13 protein-coding genes are annotated in these 18,489 nt (G+C 63.6%); 4 read left to right on the top strand and 9 right to left on the bottom strand.

What is annotated here, in order from left to right; translation table 11 throughout:
* Nucleotides 1-49: 49 nt before the first annotated feature.
* The 3 genes from HMPREF2944_RS00830 to HMPREF2944_RS00820 all read right to left on the bottom strand — a co-directional run bounded on the left by HMPREF2944_RS00830 (nt 50) and on the right by HMPREF2944_RS00820 (nt 3,093).
* The gene (locus HMPREF2944_RS00830) at nt 50-397 is read right to left on the bottom strand and encodes a hypothetical protein (protein WP_070679530.1); all 348 of its coding nucleotides are present in this window, start codon (nt 395-397) and stop codon (nt 50-52) included.
* Between the two features lie 252 nt (nt 398-649).
* Complete coding sequence (locus HMPREF2944_RS00825; protein ID WP_070679526.1) at nt 650-1,957, bottom strand: M18 family aminopeptidase; 1,308 nt, start codon at nt 1,955-1,957, stop codon at nt 650-652.
* 149 nt (nt 1,958-2,106) lie between these two features.
* Nucleotides 2,107-3,093 carry a CPBP family intramembrane glutamic endopeptidase gene (locus tag HMPREF2944_RS00820; protein WP_070648449.1) on the bottom strand — a complete coding sequence of 329 codons (987 nt, stop codon included), beginning with the start codon at nt 3,091-3,093 and terminating at the stop codon, nt 2,107-2,109.
* 316 nt (nt 3,094-3,409) lie between these two features.
* On the opposite strand from HMPREF2944_RS00820, the gene HMPREF2944_RS00815 reads away from it, so the two are divergent.
* Complete coding sequence (locus tag HMPREF2944_RS00815) at nt 3,410-5,497, top strand: hypothetical protein (RefSeq protein ID WP_070679524.1); 2,088 nt, start codon at nt 3,410-3,412, stop codon at nt 5,495-5,497.
* 105 nt (nt 5,498-5,602) lie between these two features.
* Here HMPREF2944_RS00815 and HMPREF2944_RS00810 read toward each other — a convergent pair whose 3' ends face one another.
* Nucleotides 5,603-7,135 (bottom strand): glycosyltransferase 87 family protein, encoded by a 1,533-nt coding sequence (locus HMPREF2944_RS00810; protein ID WP_070679521.1) that lies wholly within the window; start codon nt 7,133-7,135, stop codon nt 5,603-5,605.
* Nucleotides 7,132-8,517, bottom strand: a complete 1,386-nt coding sequence (locus HMPREF2944_RS00805; protein ID WP_070679518.1) for a glycosyltransferase family 87 protein — start codon at nt 8,515-8,517, stop codon at nt 7,132-7,134. Before HMPREF2944_RS00805 ends, HMPREF2944_RS00810 begins: the two co-directional genes overlap by 4 nt.
* 346 nt (nt 8,518-8,863) lie before the next feature.
* On the opposite strand from HMPREF2944_RS00805, the gene HMPREF2944_RS00800 reads away from it, so the two are divergent.
* Nucleotides 8,864-11,863 (top strand): multicopper oxidase domain-containing protein, encoded by a 3,000-nt coding sequence (locus tag HMPREF2944_RS00800; protein WP_371440396.1) that lies wholly within the window; start codon nt 8,864-8,866, stop codon nt 11,861-11,863.
* 251 nt (nt 11,864-12,114) lie between these two features.
* Nucleotides 12,115-13,005: a lytic transglycosylase domain-containing protein gene (locus HMPREF2944_RS09465; protein WP_070679515.1), complete on the top strand. Its 891-nt coding sequence runs from the start codon at nt 12,115-12,117 to the stop codon at nt 13,003-13,005.
* A 205-nt stretch (nt 13,006-13,210) separates the two neighbouring features.
* Here the strand turns inward: HMPREF2944_RS09465 and HMPREF2944_RS00790 are convergent, their stop codons facing one another.
* A complete protein-coding gene (locus tag HMPREF2944_RS00790; RefSeq protein WP_070679512.1) occupies nt 13,211-14,422 on the bottom strand; it encodes a cytochrome P450 in 1,212 nt (403 codons plus the stop codon).
* A 431-nt stretch (nt 14,423-14,853) separates the two neighbouring features.
* A complete protein-coding gene (locus HMPREF2944_RS08925) occupies nt 14,854-15,147 on the bottom strand; it encodes a type II toxin-antitoxin system RelE family toxin (protein ID WP_083309801.1) in 294 nt (97 codons plus the stop codon).
* A 167-nt stretch (nt 15,148-15,314) separates the two neighbouring features.
* Here HMPREF2944_RS08925 and HMPREF2944_RS00785 point away from each other — a divergent pair, with 167 nt between their 5' ends.
* A complete protein-coding gene (locus tag HMPREF2944_RS00785; protein ID WP_070679509.1) occupies nt 15,315-15,596 on the top strand; it encodes a type II toxin-antitoxin system prevent-host-death family antitoxin in 282 nt (93 codons plus the stop codon).
* A gap of 82 nt (nt 15,597-15,678) precedes the next feature.
* Here the strand turns inward: HMPREF2944_RS00785 and HMPREF2944_RS00780 are convergent, their stop codons facing one another.
* Together HMPREF2944_RS00780 and HMPREF2944_RS00775 are read right to left on the bottom strand one after the other, a co-directional pair.
* The gene (locus HMPREF2944_RS00780) at nt 15,679-17,124 is read right to left on the bottom strand and encodes a sugar porter family MFS transporter (RefSeq protein WP_070679506.1); all 1,446 of its coding nucleotides are present in this window, start codon (nt 17,122-17,124) and stop codon (nt 15,679-15,681) included.
* Nucleotides 17,125-17,349: 225 nt separating this feature from the next.
* Nucleotides 17,350-18,351, bottom strand: a complete 1,002-nt coding sequence (locus HMPREF2944_RS00775) for an aldo/keto reductase (protein ID WP_070679503.1) — start codon at nt 18,349-18,351, stop codon at nt 17,350-17,352.
* Nucleotides 18,352-18,489 lie beyond the last annotated feature (138 nt).

Raw genomic sequence — 18,489 nt, 5'->3', positions numbered from 1 at the left:
TGGCGGTGACCGAACAACGGTCACCGCCACAACTGTTATAGGGTGCAAGTTAGGGTAGGAACGCCAACCCAAACTCAATAACGATCAGGGCTGCAGCACACACGAAGAGCATCCCACGCGACACATTGAACTTCTGCCAGAGCTCGTACAACTGCCGGGGAACCACCCAAATAACAAACGCCTGAAAGGCAAGCGATAACGCGGGGTTACCCCACTGAATAATCATCAGGGCAAGAGCAAAACCCACGCCTAGCACATCCAGGATGCGCAGGTGCTTTCGCGCCTGCTCCCTCTCCTTCTGATAGCTGGGGTTGTTTAGCAACCTTGGTGGTGCTTTTTTCAGCTGACCCACAATAATCAAAACCGCCAGCGGGATCAGAGAAATATCGAAGAACATGGGAACCGCCTTTCATGTTGGGGTTCACTCGCTACGCCGGTGACGAGCTGATGGTGCACCATCATTGGTGAAAACTTCTCAAAAACAAGTAGTGTGCAACACGTGTATAACGTATTGTGGGTTACTTTACAGTACACATAGACCCTATTCAAGGGGTAGATACCCCGAAAAAATCCTTAAAAATAAGGGCGCCGGGAACCATACGTTCCCGGCGCCCGCTCCCCAGCTGTTCACACCTCAGCGGGGTTCAATTTAGAGGCGGAAGAAGCCTTCCACCGCGCGCGTCATGTACGCCATATCGTCCACATGGCACATCTCGCGCATCGAGTGCATCGACAGCAGGCCAATACCCACATCCACGGTGCGCATGCCCAGGCGGGTTGCCGTAATCGGGCCAATCGTCGAGCCGCACGGCATATTGTTATTCGACACGAACTCCTGATACGGCACACCGGCCTTCGCACACGCCGCGGCAAACACGCCGGCACCCACCGAATCCGTCGCGTAACGCTGGTTCGCGTTAATCTTCAGCAGCGGGCCACCACCGGGCAGCGGCTGCACGGTCGGGTCGTGGTGACCCTGATAGTTCGGGTGCACCAGGTGACCGGCATCAGCCGACAGGCAGAACGACGCCGCCACCGAACGGCGGTACTCCTCCGTGCTCTCACCGCGCGCGGCGGACAGGCGCACCAAAATATCCTCCAGGAACGGGCCAGCCGCACCACTACGCGACTCCGAACCAAGCTCCTCATGGTCAAACGCCGCAAGCATTACGGTCTCGGTGGCGTGCTCGTCCGCGTTATCGGCAACGTAACGCTCCAGGGCGGTCAAACCCGCATGCACCGAAGACAGGTTATCCAGGCGACCGGAAGCGAACAGCTCCTGATCGGCACCAAAACGGCGCGGCGGCTGCGAATCAGCAAACAGCAGGTCGTAACCCACGATGTTCTGTGGGTCGACCGGCTCGCCGTCAATCACGTGCTTCGCCATGTAGCCGAGCACGTCGTTCTCCGCGGGGTCCACACCCCACACGGGGTACATGTTGAACTGCTTGTCCAGCACCAGTTCATTGCGCTTGTGGTCCAGATGCGGCGCCAGCTGCGGGATGCGCGCAATCGGACCGGTACGCACCAGGCGGTCCTTCAGCTCGCCGTCCTCCATGACGGTGATGCGACCCGCCACGCACAGCTCGCGGTCCAGGAAGGAGTTCAGCAGGGCGCCGCCGTAGTTCTCCACGGCGATCTGGTGCCAGCCCTTCGTGGTGATGGAGGAGGAGGGCTTAATCTTCAGGGAGGGCGAGTCGGTGTGCGCACCCAGCACGCGGTAGCCGCTTGCCTTCTGCGCCTTCGCGCCACCGGCCCAGGCGATAATCGCACCGTCGCGGACGACGAAGTGGCGGCCGGTTGCGACCTGCGGCTCCCAGGCCTCGGTTTCGACCAGTTCGGTGAACCCGGCGGCCTGCAGGCGACGCGCCACCGTGCGCGCGGCGAGGTAGGAGACCGGCGACTCCGCCACAAATGCGGCGAGGTCTTCAATATTCTTTACAGCATCAACAGTCATGGCTTAACCCTACCTTTTCTTGGGTGTTGACGGGGTGAGTCGGGGTGAAAGTCCAGATGGGGCCCGGATGGGGCGGCGGCGGGCAGATAGTCGGGCGAGGGCTACCCGCCGCATGCGCTAGGTATCGCGGGCCCCGGCCATCGCAGACCCTAGTTATCAACCTTGAGCGGTTGCGTTTCACGTGAAACCTCGCCGCGGCGAGCGCGTGCGTTGAAGATCAGGCAGGCGAGCACCACGTACAGGCCCTCCAGCGCGATGCCCTGCAGCGCATCCATGGGGGCCACCCCCTCGGAGGCGAAGGGGTCCAGACCCGCCACAAGAGAGAGCAGCAGCAGGGTCACGTTATTGGCCACGTGCAGGCTGACGGAGGCCTCCAGGCCGCCGGTGTACCAGCACAGGAACCCGGCGTACACGCCCATCGCAAACACGAAGCCCAGGCCCCACGCATCGTAAGTGTGGGAGAACATGAAGAGCGCCGCCGGCAGCACAATCGGCAGCCAGGGGGTGCGAATCCAGCGGCCCAGCGTCTGCATCATGAACCCGCGGTAGGCGAGCTCCTCCGCGTAGCACTGCACGGGCACCAGAAGCAGAATCAGCACCACAATAACCCAAAATTCAACCTGTGAAGGTTGCGAATAACGATAATCGGGCAGGGACGCACCGCTCACCGCCACCATCACTGCGTAGTAGATACCGTAGATCACGAAGCCCAGGCCCAGGTACGGCAACAGGAGCGAGCGGCGCAGGCGGCCCGCCACAGAGTGAATCAGGCCCCAGGGCTTCGGGCCCACCACCAGGCGCGCTAGAAAGAGCGAAGGCACGATGGCGATGAGCGAGAGGAAGGTCAGGGCGAACAGCGCCGGGTGCTCCATAACGAGGGAGCGGTTCTCGGTAATCTCGCGCAGGGAAAGACCCGAACCCATAGCAGCCGCGGCCATGAGGAGCGACAGCATGAGGGACAGGCCAATGAAGACGACGACGCCGAGCAGGCCCTCCAGCAGGGGCGAGTACCAGCGGGTCTCCGGGTCGGCGTGCGAAAGACGATGGTAGGCCAGGCCGTCGGTACGGGAGGAGCGGCCCGATGCGGCGGGGCCGAACGGTGCTTGCGGGGATGCGGGGGGCGGCGTTGTGTTCATACCTTAATCCTAGCCGGGCAACTCGGGCGGATACCGGCACGAGGTGTCACGGGAGCGGGGACTCCTGCCGCCCCGGTTGCATCGCGCACCACACGCAAAACCCTCAACCTAAGCTCAAACCCCAATCTTGAACCGCGGATTAACGCAGAATGTTACGAAAGTGAAGAGTCTGCCGTGAATCCTCTCAAAAACGACCAGGCAAGGCTTTTGACCCATAAAGCTGTGCCATAATTTGAAGCGATAATACACGTCATATACATAGTCGCTGATGACCGCTCTTCCGGGGTGTTTTCAGCACCAGAAAGGCTGCTTTCTTATGGCACTCGTCTTCAACCCGCCGCCCAATTGGCCCGCCCCGCCCGCAGGCTGGACCCCTACCCCCACCTGGCGCCCCGACCCGGCCTGGGGTCCCGTTCCCGATGGCTGGCAGCTGTGGGTCGAAGAGCCCGACCCCGAGCCCATCGATGTCGATGACGCTCCCCTGGAGCCGCTCATTTCGGAAGAGTCCGCCGAGGCGCTGGGCGCCTCCGAGCCCGCCGCCGAGGCACCCGCAGAACCCGTTGCGGAGCCTGCTGTTGAGACGACCGAGATTTCCGCAGAGGTTCCGGTCGGAGAGGCTCCCGCGGAGCCCGTCGCGGCCGAGCCCATCGCGACCGAGCAGTCCGGCGCAGAGTCGGCTGAAGCCGAGCAGACCGAGGCAGAGCGGACCGAGGCAGAGCCGAAGCCCATGCGCTACCTGACCCCGGTGCCGATTCAGGAGACCGCTCTACCCCGAGAGGTGCTGAACCCCGCCGGCGAAGCCCCCGCCGCAGAGGCTCCCGCGGAGCCCGTTCAGGAGGCCCCCGCTGAGCCTATTTCCGAGGCAGCGGCACCGGTCGAAGAGGCCCCCGCAGAACCCGTCGTATCCGAGCAGATTGTGGTCGAGCAGGTTGTTGCCGAGGTGGCCCCCGCCGCCCCGACGATTCCCGTGGCCCCCGTCTCCGCAGACGTTCCCGCGGAGCCCGTTGCCGAGGCAGTAGCACCCGCCGAGCCGGTTGAGGAGCCCGCACCCGCCGAGGCTTCCCTGCCCCACTCCGTCGAGAACTCCCCGCTGATTGAGTTCCACTCCTCGCCCGAGCAGCCCGCGCAGGCCCCCGAGGCAAGCGCCCCGGCCCCCGCCGACGTCGCGGCTCCCCAGGCCTTCGCCGCCCAGGAGTTTGCTCCGCAGGCTCCCGCGGGCCAGGAGTTTACCGGTCAGGACTTCGCGGGCCAGGAGTTTGCTCCGCAGGCTCCCGCGGGCCAGGAATTTACCGGTCAGGACTTCGCGGGTCAGGACTTCGCGGGCCAGCAGAACCCGCACCAGGGTGCCGCCGATTCCTTCGGTGGTCAGCCCGGCCAGTTCCAGGGTGAGCAGTTCGCCTCGCAGCACGGCGGCCAGCCCTACAACCCCTACCAGCCCGCCGGCCAGTCCGGTCAGGCAGACCAGTCCGGTCAGGCAGGTCAGCAGGGTGGCCAACAGGCTCAGCCCGCCGCAGCGTTCAACCCCTACGTCCCCCAGGCTGATTCCGCGTCTCAGCACGAGCAGCAGAACTCCCAGCCCTCCGAGACCGAGACCAAGAAGAAGGGCCCATTCGGCGGCAAGCTTCTGGGCATCATCGGTGCCGCGCTGGCCCTGCTGATCGTTCTCATCCTGGTCATCGTGATGCTCCTGCCGCGCGGCGGCTCGGGCTCCTCCGACCGCTCGAACCAGGCGGACGGCACCTCCACCTCGGCGAGCGCGCAGTCTTCGGATGGCTCGTCCTCGACCACCGCGTCCGAGGCGAAGCTACCCGAGGGCGAGTACAAGGAGTACAAGGAGACCGTCACCGAGGATAAGAAGAACATCGACATCGAAAAGGTGAAGGGCGACGCCTCCAAGGGCATCGTCTACTACGAGTTCAAGCCCTCGGACGACCTGAGCAGCCGCGCCTACATCACCAGCCTCACCGAGAAGGGTGAGATTTCCACCGGCCTGAGCGTCATCGATATGACCGTCGACCGCACCCCCATCCGCGGCACCGCGTGGCTGGATACCACCAACCCCTCCAGCCCCACCCGCAAGCTGGAGCTCAACGGTAAGGGCGAGTGGCTGATTCGCGTGTACGACGAATCCTCCGCACCGAACTACGCCAAGGGCGAGAAGTTCCACACGAACATGAACTACTACGCCTTCACCTACGACGGTGGCGAGTCCACCATGGAGTTCGAGGCGAAGGGCCTGGACAGCAAGCGCGGCTTCGCGCTGCTGAGCGCCAGCCGTAGCGACGTTATGTTTGGCACCAGCGTGGCGAACATGAAGAGCAGCATGGAGTGGAAGAGCACCGGCAAGAACCTCCTGCAGGTGCGTAGCACCTCCTCGGCTGACTGGAGCATCGGCACCCACTAGCCGCCCGTAGCCCGTGGCGGCACGCCGGAAGAGCCCCCGCATCCCTCGGATGCGGGGGCTCTTCTGCGTCTGCGGTCTTCGCGCGGCCGCGGGTCGCGACGGTTTCTAGTATGCGGCGCCCAGGGCAGTCACGCGTTCCCCCTCGCGGGCTGCGGCGCGATTAATCTGCTGGCGGTGTACCAGGTACACGAAGAAGGTCACCACCGTGAACACGTACATGAACTGGTACGGGGACGTGCCCGCCATGAGGCCCAGCGAGCCCTCGGGCACCATGAGGATGTTGTCCGAGCTGAAGTGCGGGGCGAAGGCCAGCACAATCCAGTACGGGGAAATGTACATGCCCGCCAGCGCCACGCTCGCCGTGATAACGCCGAGGGTCGCAATGAACGAGCTTGCCCACCGGTAAAACAGCGGGAAGATTTCCACCACGACGGCGGCCAGCATCAGCGGGTACCAGGTGTTGTGGTGCGACCAGCTAATCGGCGAGATCTGCAGCATCATGAAGGCCGTCAGCGCCAGCTGCGACACGACCGCGCGGGCGCGAATCAGCGGGATCAGCAGAACGGCCGTCACCAGAACGATGAGCAGGGTCAGGGCCACCTGCACGGTCGACAGGGCGGTTGCGGTCAGATGGTGCTGCAGGCCCGCGTGGGTGAGGGTGCCCATGATAGACACGTTATCGAAGTAGCTGAACCAACCCACGCGGGAGGTGTCGCGCAGCGCCTGGAACCAGTAAATCGTCGATTCTTGGGGCACGACGAGGTACGCGATACCCACGGTTGCCGCGAAGCTTAGGGCCGTGGTGATAAGCCCCTTCCAGTCCTTACGCATGAGCAGCAGCAGGCCGAAGGCGAGCGGGGTGAGCTTAATGCCGGCGGCAATACCCAGTAGCACACCGCGCGGCACGCGGGTGGCCGGGCGCATGAAGTCGGCCAGGATTAGGGCGAGGATAATCGCGTTAATCTGCCCGAAGTGCGTGGTGAGGCGCCACGGGCCGCAGGCCCAAATGAGGGCCGCCATGAGCGAGACCATGCCCCAGGAGCTCAGGTACTTCTGCAGGGGCAGACACCAGGCGCGGCTACGCGCGTAGGAGTACAGGGCGTAGGCGCACACGTAGCTGAGCACGCCGATGATGACGGTAATCAGCATCATGCTCTGCGGTTCGGTGAGGAACGCGAGCGGGTAGAAGAGCAGGGCCGCAAACGGCGGGTAGGTGAAGGGCAGGCCGCGCGTGCGGAAGCTGTAGAGCTGTAGCCCGTCGGGGCCGTCGGCCAGGGAGACCGCGCCCAGGCGGTAGACGTAGATATCGTCGGCGGCTGCGTGGGTGACGTAGTTGAGGGCGTAGGCGGCCACCAGGATGAACACCAGGTGCGCCCAGATATCGCCGCCGCGGAAGAAGCGTTCGCGCAGGCTGAGAATGCGTTCGGATGCATCGGAGTGACCGGGTTCCTCGGGGCGGTCCTTCGGCTTCGCGGGCGGGGTGGGCTCGGCGGGCTCGGCAGCCTGGGCGGACCCGGTAGCCGCGGTAGCCTCGGCGGAAGCTGCGGAGGCCGAGGCCCACGGGATAGCGGGCGCTACCGCCCCGGTATTCTTTTCGGTATCTTCGGCGTTCTTCTCAGTGTTTTTCGCGTGGCTCACGCGGTTGCCCCCCGGGAGGTAGCGGCACGTACAGACTCGGCGCGCCCGGTGACCAGGGCGCGAGCGCCCCACCAGCCCAGGGGTGCATCGTTGGGCACGGAACCGTACTGCACGGGCTCAACCTTCGCGCCGCGCACCGGGGCGCTCAGCGCGGCAACCGACCAGAGCATCATCGTCACCCACAGGCAGAACGCCGGAATCGCCGACACCGCCAGCGCACCGGCGGCAAGGTGCTCCATGTCGTCCATGGAGCCGTGCATCCACGAGGCGATACGCATCGGGGAAATGTACAGGCCCAGCACGGCAACCCAGGCAAAGCACGCGGCGCCCACACGCAACCAGGCCGGCTGCGGGGCGAAGTAGGTGGGGAACGCATCCAGCACCAGCACAACCGCCAGCAGGGGCAGCAACACGTTGTGGTGCGACCAGCTAATCGGCGAAAGCGCCACCATGAGCGAGGCGGTCACCGCCACCTGTGCCAGGGCCGCACCGCGGCGTTCCAGCTGGTACAGCAGGCCGGCGGTGAGTACGATGCTCACGAGCGCTAGAGCATAGTAGACGGGCTTCGCGGCACCCTCGGACAGGCCGAAGTGCAACAGCCAACCCTGAATCGAAATGTTATCCACATAGTTCAGGCCGCCCACGCGCGAAGGATTCGTCAGCGCCGAGAACCAGAATTCCGGTGCCTCCTTGGGCATCAGAATGAAGCCCAGCGCAATCGTGGCGAAGAAGGTCGCACCCAGGGTTGCGATGCCCTTCCAATCGCGGCGCACCAGCAGGATGAGGCCGAACACGAGCGGAGTGAGCTTCACGCCGCCGGCAATGCCGATCAGCACGCCGCGCGGCACGCGGGTCGCCGGGCGCACAAAATCGGCCAGAATCAGCGCGGTAATGAACGGGTTGATCTGAATCAGGTCGATGGTGCGCTGCCAGGGACCCGCTGCAACCACCAGAAGGGTCAGCACGGCGATAGTTCCCACGCGGCCAAAGTATCGCTGCAGGGGCAGTTCGCGACCGCGCGCATTGACGTAGTTGTAGATGACGGTGGAAAGCCACCAGGCCACCACCACGGACCCCAGCACCATGAGCACCTTACCGACGACCAGGGGCATGAACGCGAAGGGCAGGAACAGCATCGCCGCAAACGGCGGGTAGGTGAACGGCGGCTTAATCACGCCGTGATCGTTCAGGGTCGGGGAGTACAGGTCCTGGGTGAACCCCTCGTTATCGAAAATGGTCATGGCGCCCAGGCGGTAAATGGAGAAATCCATGCCGCTGGCGGGGTCGCTCAGGATTCGGAGCAGGAAATTGGCGCCCACCGCCAGGAGCGCTAGGACGGCAATAACGCCCCAAATCGGGGTTTTGGATTCGGTTCTGGCCACGAGATGTCCTTACTGTGGGGTTGGCTGCGGATCCCGGCGCGGGGTGTCTCGGATGCCCCGTGAGAGTGCGGGGCATCGGTGTTTTCAAGCCATAACAGTGTATCGCGAAGCGGGTGTATCCGATGCATCAGGGCGCATATTCACAGGCTTCAGGAAGCGGGCCGCAGAGCGTATTTATACGCACGTACTGTCTTCAAAATTGGTACAAATGGGGCAATATAATGGATTTATATGGCACTCGACGCGCCCTTCGCGGAGTCTAGCGGATGCGGAGCGCCCCCGAACACACCGACGTCAACACACCGACGTACCGACGTGAACAACCAGCAGTGAAAGCAGTGATTGCGTGAGCGAACATCTCGGCACCCCATCTGACGGCGAGAAGCCCAACGGCGGCGAGCGCCCCGGCGCAACCGGCGGCGGCAAGCCCGACGGCCAGCGTCCCCGAAGCCTCGGCGGCCTGAGCATCGGCGCGCCCGGCAGTTCAGCAAGCGGTGCGGCAGACGGTGCGGCCGTCTCCGGAGGCGGCTCCTCCGGACTGAGCATCGGCATGCGCCCGGCCGGCGTTCCCGGCGCTTCCCTCACCACCGAAGAGATTGCGCGCCGCGCATCCGGCCGCGGCACGTGGCATCGTCGCGCTTCCAAGCCCGTCTCCTACTGGATGTTTGCCCTCATCGCCGCGCTTCTGCTGCATCGCGTCATCCCCAATAGCGGCTGGCTGATGGTGCACATGGTGACCCTCGGCCTGATTACGAACTCGATTCTGATTTGGTCGCAGCACTTCACCGAAGCGCTCATGAAGATCAAGATCCCCGACGAGCAGCGCAAGGTCCAAGTGGGCCGCATCTTCACCCTGAACGCGGGCATCGTGCTTCTCATGGTAGGCATGGTTGGCCAGCTGAGCGTGCCGGGCCTGTACGCCTGCACGGTGATTGGTGCCCTCGTCATCGGTGCGATGGTGGCCTGGCACGGCATCTATCTGATGGGCCAGGTACGCCGCGCCCTGCCCTCCCGCTTTGGCGTGACGATTCGTTTCTACATCGTTGCGGCACTCATGCTGCCCCTCGGTGCGGCGTTTGGCGGCATGATTGCCTACCCGAACCTGAACGGCACCCTGCACTCGCAGTTTTTGCTCGCCCACGAGGCCGTGAACGTGCTCGGATTCGTTGGCATCACGGTGGTTGGCACGCTGGTGACCTTCTGGCCGACCATGCTGCGCACCAAGATGGTGGATAAGGCGCTTGCCCACAGCGTGCGCGCCCTGTACCTCATGTGCGGTGGCGTTGCGTTGACCCTGGTCGGTGCGCTCTTCGGGCTGCGCCCGGTGGCCGTGGCCGGCCTCGTGGTGTACCTGCTGGGCCTGCTGCTCGTGGCCGGTGTAATGGTTCGCACCCTGCGCACCAAGCGCCCGAACGAGTACCCGCCCATGAGCGTGGGTATGGGCTTCTGCTGGTTCCTGATGGGCGTTGTGGCAATCATCGCCATGGTGGCGACCACCCCCTTCGCGCAGCTGGATATGCGCGCCGTGACCCCCATCTTCGTGGTTGGCTTCCTGCTTCAGGTGCTGCTCGGCGCGATGAGCTACCTGCTTCCGCAGCGCATGGGTGGCGGCCCGGCCGTGGTGCGCGCATCCAATAAGGAATTTAACCGTTTCGCAGCGGCCCGCGTGACCGCCGTGAACCTTGCCCTGCTCGTCTTCATGATGCCCGGCGCGGCGGTGGGCCAGTCCATTAAGATTGCCGTCGCCGTCGTGGGTGCCCTGGCCCTGGCCGCGTTCATTCCGCTCATGATTCGCGGTGTGAAGGCCTCGGTGAGCGCCCGCAAGGAGATGATGGCGGCCCGCGCCCGCGGTGAGAAGCCCGCCTTCAACCAGGAGGCGCTCACCCCCGAGCCCGTCCCGCACGCCAAGCAGAGCTTCCAGGCGGCCCTGGCCGTGGCCATGGCCTTCCTGCTGGGCTTCGCGGTGAACCCCTCCGCGCTGAACCTCTCGGCCCTGCCCACCCTGAACGCCGGCTCGCAGGCGGGCACGCCGACCGGACAGACCACCACCGTCAAGGTGAAGGCAACCAGCAACTACCGCTTCACCCCCGCCGAGGTGGAGGTGCCCGCCGGTAACCGCCTGGTCGTCGAGGTCACCAACGAGGATCAGGGCATGACCCACGACCTGACCTTCGATAACGGCGCAACCACCGGCACGATCAACCCCGGCGAGACGAAGACCGTGGACGCCGGCGTCATGACCGCCGATACCGAGGCGTACTGCTCCGTGGCGGGCCACCGCTCCCTGGGCATGGTCCTCAAGGTGAAGGTGACCGGTGCTTCTTCGCAGCAGGTGGCTTCCGGTGACCACACCAACCACAACCACGCCGCGACGGGTAACGTCCCGACCCTCATGACGGTCGCTAACGGCAAGATTGACATGTCTGCGGCGCCCGGCAGCGGCTACCAGTACCGCGACCCGAACATCCCGGCACCGAACACCGCCACGCAGGTGAACGGCAAGACCGTCCGCAAGGTCACCCTGGAGGTGCAGGAGGTCGACCGCGAGGTAGCCCCCGGCGTAACCGTCCACATGTGGACCTTCAACGGGCAGAACATGGCCCCGGTTCTGCACGGCAAGGTCGGCGATATTTTTGAAATTACACTCGTCAATAACGGCACGATGGGCCACTCGCTGGACTTCCACGCGGGCATGGTTTCCCCCGATAACACGATGAAGACCATCGCCCCCGGTGAGCGTCTCGTCTACCGTTTCGAGGCGAAGGCCGCCGGCATCTGGCTGTACCACTGCGGTACCGCCCCGCTGAGCCTGCACATGACCCAGGGCATGTACGGCGCGGTCATCATTGACCCGGCCGACCTGGATCAGGTGGATCACGAGTACGTGATGGTTCAGGGCGAAGCGTACCTGCACGACACCGGCAAGACCGCCTCCGACGGCAACAAGCTGGCGGAGAACTCTCCCGACCTGATTGCGGCGGGCACCCCCACGCTGACCATGTTCAACGGCCACGCGACCCAGTACAAGGCAAAGCCCCTGCAGGTGAAGAAGGGCGAGCGCATCCGTATTTGGGTGATGGCGGCGGGCCCGAACCACGGCACGAGCTTCCACGTGGTCGGTTCGCAGTTCGACACGGTCTACAAGGAGGGCGGCTACCTGATGCGCCGCGGCGCGGATGCGTTCGGTAGCCGTGACGGCCACAGTCAGGCCCTGGATCTGGCCCCCGCCCAGGGCGGCTTCGTGGAGATGCAGTTCCTGGAGTCCGGCACGTACACGTTCGTGAACCACTCCTTCGCGGAGATGGAGCGCGGCGCCGCCGGCAAGATTGTGGTGACCGACCGCTAGGCAACCCCGTGAGCCGAGCCCTCGCGGCAGCGGGATTTGTGAGGCCCCGCCGGGTGCATCCTCGGATGCGCGCGGCGGGGCCCTCCGCTACCCGGGGGCCTTTCCGGGCGGCTTCTTCCTTTCTCGCAGGCGGGCGGCAGGGCCGTTTGCCCGGATTGGGGCGGGGTGCGCATCCCGCGCTGACTATGCTTTTAGCCTCATCCGTGGGTATTTTGTCGGCATCCGCGGCTCGGGTGCGCTAGTCTGGATGGATGGCACATAGCACTTCGGGCGCCCCTTCCGAGCGTAACGCTACGAGCGCCTCCAACCACACTTCCGCCTCGGCGGACGCACAGACTTCCCCTCGGCCGCGTAAAGCTTTCCCGCTGCGCTTTATCGCCGGGGTGCTTGCGCACTGGCAGATTATCGCCTCTGCGGTCCTGCTGGGTGGCGGCGTCGCCGGTTTGGCGGCCACCTACGATGATTATTGCGGCATGACCGAGCTTTCGTATGCTCCGGCGGCCCTCCGATCCGATTTTGAGGAGGGCTCTAAGGTGTCGGGTTTCCGCCCCGGCGTGATGGCCGCGCAGATTGAGACCGAGAGCCACTGGCGCGTGGGCGTTGAGTCCCATCAGGGCGCTAAGGGTATCGCGCAGTTTACCGATGAGGCGTGGAACGCCGAGCATTACAGCTTCGGCAACGGCGGCAACGTGCTGAACCCGCACGATGCGATTGCGGCGCAGGCCCGCTACCTGTCCGAGCTTCGCACCCGTTTGGCGAAGTACGCTTCTAATGAGGATGAGCTGCAGGATGTGGTGCTCGCCGGCTATAACGCGGGCCCCGGTTCCGTGGAGAAGTACGGCGGCGTTCCGCCCTTCCCCGAGACTCAGAATTATGTGAAGACGATTCGCGAGCTGGCGGATACCAAGTACAAGCTGACCTGCTCCCCGGATTATCACTTCAAGCAGGCGAAGCTGAGCTTCGTGAATGGCGTGACCCCGGCAATGGCGGGCGTCCACGAGGACGGTACACCGCTATCGGCCGAGGAGTCGGCGAGCGCGGCGGCGGAGGTTTCCGCCTCGGCGTCTGCGAGTGCTTCGGCTCGTCCGTCTGCGAGCGCCTCGTCTCGTTCTTCCGCGAAGCCCTCGGCTACCGGCCGCTAAACTCAGCTCACTGAGATAACCGACCAGTGTATATAGCCATTAAAGAATATTCTGCTCCGTCTATAGCGGGCGGTGTATTCTAGCCCCTATTCACTCTTAACAGCGCGAGGCGCCGAACCCCTATCAAAGGGGTTCGGCGCCTCGCGCGTTATGCTACGGCATCCGGTTCATTCCACTCGAGCGGCACCGCCGATGCCGATAACACCTAGTTGAAGATGGCGCGCACAACCGAGTAGCCGGAGACCGGGTACACGGCGTTCACGGTTGCGGGCTTCTCGCTCTCGTCCGCAATCTCAATCGACTTGGTGCCGCGCAGCAGCTCCTCGAGCAGGATACGCAGCTCCAGGCGTGCCAGGGGCGCGCCGGGGCAGACGTGGATGCCGTCGCCGTACACGAGGTTGCGGGACTGGTCGCGGTGCGGGTTGTAGGTGAGGGCGTCCTCGAAGGCGTCCTCGTCGCGGTTTGCGCTGGCCCAGTTGATGGTCACGCGGGAGCCGGCGGGCAGGGTGCGGCCGCCAAGTTCGGTGTCCCGAGTGGTGATGCGGCGGTTGGTGACGAGGGTGTCCTCGAGTCGCATGATTTCCTCGACGGCGAGGGCGATTTCGCTGGAGTCTTCCAGGGCGTTGCCGTCGGCGAGGGATGCGCGCAGGCGGTCCTGCTCGGCGCGGTTGCGTGCCAGGAAGTTCACGAACACACCCACGGTTGCGGAGACGGTGGACAGCTCGCCCACGGTCCAGTTGCGGATGAGGCTGACGATCTCTTCGTCGGTCATGGTGCGGGGCTCTTCGCCGGGCAGGTCCACGATGTCGGTGAGCAGTTCGGCGGTGACGTCCTTGGGCTTGCCGGCTGCGGCATCCTCGCGGCGCTCGTCGAGCAGCTGGCGGATGTAGCCGTCGAATTCGAGGGCGACCTTGGCGATTTCTGCGCGGTCACGGCGCAGGGTGGCCACACGGTTCTTCTCGATCCACTCGGTGAGGGGCTGCTCGAGGCATGCGGGCCAGCCCATGAAGGCGTTCTGCACACGCATTGCGTATGCCTGACCGAAGCCCTGCATGACGTCTACCTCTTCGCCGCGAGGAAGGTCAGCGATGAGGCCCTGCACGGCTTCGCGGATGACGGGTGCGAACTTTTCGAGGCGCTCGGGGGTGAAGTACTTGTCGTTGATTGCGCGGAACGCGGTGTGTTCGGGGGCGTCCATGCCGTTGGGGACGGCGATGTGGCGGTTGGAGACCACGTTGGAGGAGATTTCGGGGTGGTCGAGAACGTGCTGCACGTCGGCGTTCTTGAAGACGGAGTAGCCCATGAATTCGTCGTGGGCGACGGGGCAGCGGCGGCGCATCGCGTCGTATGCTGCTACCTGATCCTTCTGGACCTCTTCGCTACGCAGATCCCAATCGTTGTGTACGTTCTCAGTCATGGTTCACCTATATTTCGTTAGAGTCATGTGTATTGCACCGGGTGACGAATCGTTCCGGTGGCTGCGCGGTGTGTGCTCGCACAGGTCAAGCATATATTTCGGCACTTTGAAGTCAATAGTACCCTCTTGACGGTAGCACCTTACGGGCGGGGTTTCAGGGTAGGGGCTCCTTGCTTTTCGCTCAACGAACAGCCCCTTCACTTGTGTAGCGTGGTTTCTGTGGATTAAGTCTCTTGTTTTGGGTTTACACAACGACATCTACGGTGCGTTGAGCCGAGTATTATCGGCAGGTCCCCTTGTGGGGCGCGTTGATGGATTATCCGCTAAAAATATAAAAATTTTTTGTGACGCGTCCGAGGGATGAGCCTCCCCGGGTCGCCTCGGATAGCCGCCACGGCCAGGTGCCGAGGGTAGCCCCAGAACCTTATACCCTACAGCCCGCGGTAAACCTCTCGCCGATGCCCGACTCGGAAAACCTCAACAACAACCGCACCGTTATCAACGGTGTACAGGATGCGGTAATTTCCTACTCGCGCCCTGTACCCTTCTTCACCCTGTAGCTTCTTGACTCCCGCCATATATGGGTCGTCACCAAGGGCTTGGAGGCAGACGATAATTTTCTCGAAGACTGCCCGGTCTTCTCGTTGGATTTTTTTCAGTTCTTTCGCTGCTTTACGCGTCAATTCAACCCGGTACACGGGGTTTGAGACATGGTTTGCAGTCATCTGCACCCTTCAGGCAGAGCTTTAAATCTTACCCTCAACCTTAGCAGAAAAAGTGTACACTTTTTACACACTTTACATTGTTGTACCATGTAAGTAACTCCCCTGGATGGAACCTACGCAGGAACTATCCTCGGAGCCGCCACAGAAACCCCAGAAAGGAACCGGTCATGACTGTCACCGCTCACCGGACTCGTTCCAATGTCACGACCCTTAAAGAACTCCGCGACAACCTCGGAACCAAGGTCAATGAGGCCGTGTTCTCCGGCGAACGTCCCCTCATCAGCCGCAACGGAAAGACCGTTGCCGCGCTCATCTCCTACGAAGATCTGAAGCTGCTGGAAGAGTACGAAGAGCTCCTCGACATTGAGGCTCTTCGTAAGGCACGCGCCGAAGATGACGGCTACCGCATCGGCCTCGACGAGTTCCTCAAAGAGAACCCCGCAGACTAATCTCCTAACGCATATTGCGAGGCGGGCGGCACCTCCACCGGGGAGGGGCCGCCCGCCTCGTTCGTGCCTAAAACCGCAGGGTTTAGCGCCCGCGCGCGAAGGGGTAGGCGCTGCCGTCCATCACGCCGCGCTCCACCTGTTCCAGGCTCACGCCGCGAGTCTCCGGCAGGTTGCGGAACATCAGCAGCGCAATGACCACGTTCACCACGGCAAAGCCGATGAAGGAGCCGGTCAGACCGACCGCGCCCAGAATCACGGGGAACGCCAGCGACAGCACACCATTCATCATCCAGCCGCTAAACGCCGAAATGCCCATACCCGCCGCACGCACACGCAGCGGGAACAGCTCACTCATAATCACCCACGTCGACACGTTCAGGCAGGTCTGCATCGCGCCCACAAAGCAGACGATGAGCACCAGCAGAATCCAGGGACGCGCCGCATTATCGGCGGGCAACAGCATGGATGCACCCGCAATCAGCACGTGGAAAAACGCGGTCGAACTATAGCCGGTAATGACCATGACGCGGCGCGGTACACGCTCCATCAGGCGCAGCGACAGGATGGAACCAAGCACCGCAATCGTACCCGGCGCAATGTTCGCGATGAGCGCCGCGGATTCGCTGAAACCGGCTTCCTTGAGCACCTTAATGCCGTAGTACATGATCGAGTTGATGCCGGTCAGCTGCTGGCCCGCGCCAACCAGAATACCGACGAGCAGGATGCGCACGAACCAGCCGCGCACGCCCGCACTGTCCTTACCCGCCGCATTGTTCTGAGAGGTTGCCACCTCCGCCTGCAGGGTGCGTTCAATGTCGGCAATTTCAGCTTCGGCACGCTCGGTGGAGCGGATGCGCTTCATCACCTCAAGCGCCTGCTCACACTTGCCGACGCGCAACAGCCAGCGCGGCGACTCGGGTACACGCAGCATGCCGACGAACAGGCCGATGGCGGGCAGGGTGCAGATGGCGAACATCCAGCGCCACACGCCGTCGTGCTCGCCCCATACGTTGCCGATGAGGGCGTTCACGATGAACGCGGCAAGCTGACCGCCCACAACCATGAGCTCGTTGCGGCCGGAGAGGGAACCGCGAATTTCGTAGGGTGCGAGCTCTGCGAGGAACACGGGCACCACGGCGGAGGCGCCACCGACCGCCAGGCCGAGCAGGGTGCGCCCGGTGATGAGTACGGCGACGTTGGGTGCAAACACGCAGGTCAGGGCACCAATGAAGAAGATGGTGGAGAGCCCAATGATGGTGGTTCGGCGGCCGAACCGGTCAGAGATGCGGCCGCATCCGAGCGCGCCAATAGCGGCGGCGAAGGCGAGCGATCCGGTGACCCAGCCTTGGGTGGTGGAGTCCATGCCGAGTTCGCGGCTCATGGGTTCGAGCGCGCCGTTGATTACTCCGGTGTCGTAGCCGAAGAGTAGACCGCCGAAGGTGGCGATGAGTGCGATGATGCCGAGGTATCGGCTGTGCTTCCCGGTGCCCAGAGGGGGCAGGGTGGAGGCGGTGCTCTGTGCGCTCATGGTGTCCTTTGATGTGCCGGTGGCGGGTGGTCCTGCCGGGCTGCTTCCAGGCGGCAGGGGTGGGTACATAGGTAAGGTGAGGTGCGTCAGGTTAGACACACCTCACCTAATCCTAGCGAAAACGTTCGGCGGGTGATATTTATTTCTCACCACGGACATTTTTCAGCGTATATTACGGCCGACATATGCGACCGCCTGAGTGCCCCTTTGAGAGGGAGCCCGCGTTTAGAACAGCGCGATCTTCTCGGGTGCCGGGAAGATGGCGTCCAGGGCGGCGAGGTCCTCAGCGTCGAAGCGCAGGCATGCCGCCTGTGCGTTGGCGCGCACCTGCCCGGCGCTGGTCGCACCGGCAATGACGGAGGTGACTGGCGACTGCTGTGCGAGCCAGGAGAACGCCGCCTGCACTTCGGTGATGCCGCGTTCGGTGCAGAAGCTGTGGAAGGCTTCGAGCTGGTCCCAGTTGGCGGCGTCGAGCACGTTCTTCTTGGAGTGGGACAGGCGCGAACCGGCGGGAATGTTGTCGCGGCGGTACTTGCCGGTCAGCAGGCCGTTAGCGAGCGGGAAGTACGGCAGCACACCCATGCCGAAGTGCCGTGCGGCGGGCAGGATTTCGAGTTCTGCGCGGCGGTCAAGCAGGTTGTAGTGGTTTTCAGCGACGATGAACCGTTCGGTGCCGAGTTCATGGGCGCAGTGTTCGGCGTGGGCGAGCTGCCAGCCGGAGAAGTTGGAGTGGCCCAGGTAGCGGACTTTGCCGTCGCGTACGAGCTGGTCGAGGGCACTGAGGGTCTCTTCGATGGGGGTGTTGGGGTCGGGGCTGTGGTAGAAGTACAGGTCGATGTAGTCGGTGCCGAGGCGGCGGAGGGACCCTTCGACGGCGCGCATGATGTAGCGGCGGGATCCGCGGGCGTTGCGGTCGTTGCCGTTGAGGTCGCCGACGGGCAGGCCGAATTTGGTAACGATGGTCAGTTCGTCGCGGTCGAGGCCGAGCTGGGTGAGGGCGGTGCCGAACATGGTTTCTGAGAGGCCGGGTTCAGCGCCGTAGAGGTCGGCGATGTCGAAGAAGCTGATGCCTGCGTCGACTGCGGCGGCGATGACTTCGTTGGTGCCTTCTTGGGTGCGGGTGGGGGTGCCGGGGCGGCCGAGGTTGTTGCAGCCGATACCGACGCTGGGTACGACGAGGCCGGAGTTGCCGAGCCTGCGGTAGACGGGGGATTCAATACGTTCCATGTTTTTAACTCTACGTTGTGCGGGTATGTTGCAAGGTTATTTCCCCTCCAGTTGGGAGGCGAAGAGCTTTCTGAAGCGTGATGTGGGGTCGGTCGTTAGGTCCTGGTAGGTTCCTTGCTCCACCACACACCCACCATC

The organism is Rothia sp. HMSC072E10 (genome assembly GCF_001813965.1).
GTDB lineage: Bacteria > Actinomycetota > Actinomycetes > Actinomycetales > Micrococcaceae > Rothia > Rothia mucilaginosa_A.
Note: the sequence above shows the minus strand (reverse complement) of the source record. Positions and strands in the feature narration are given on the sequence as shown.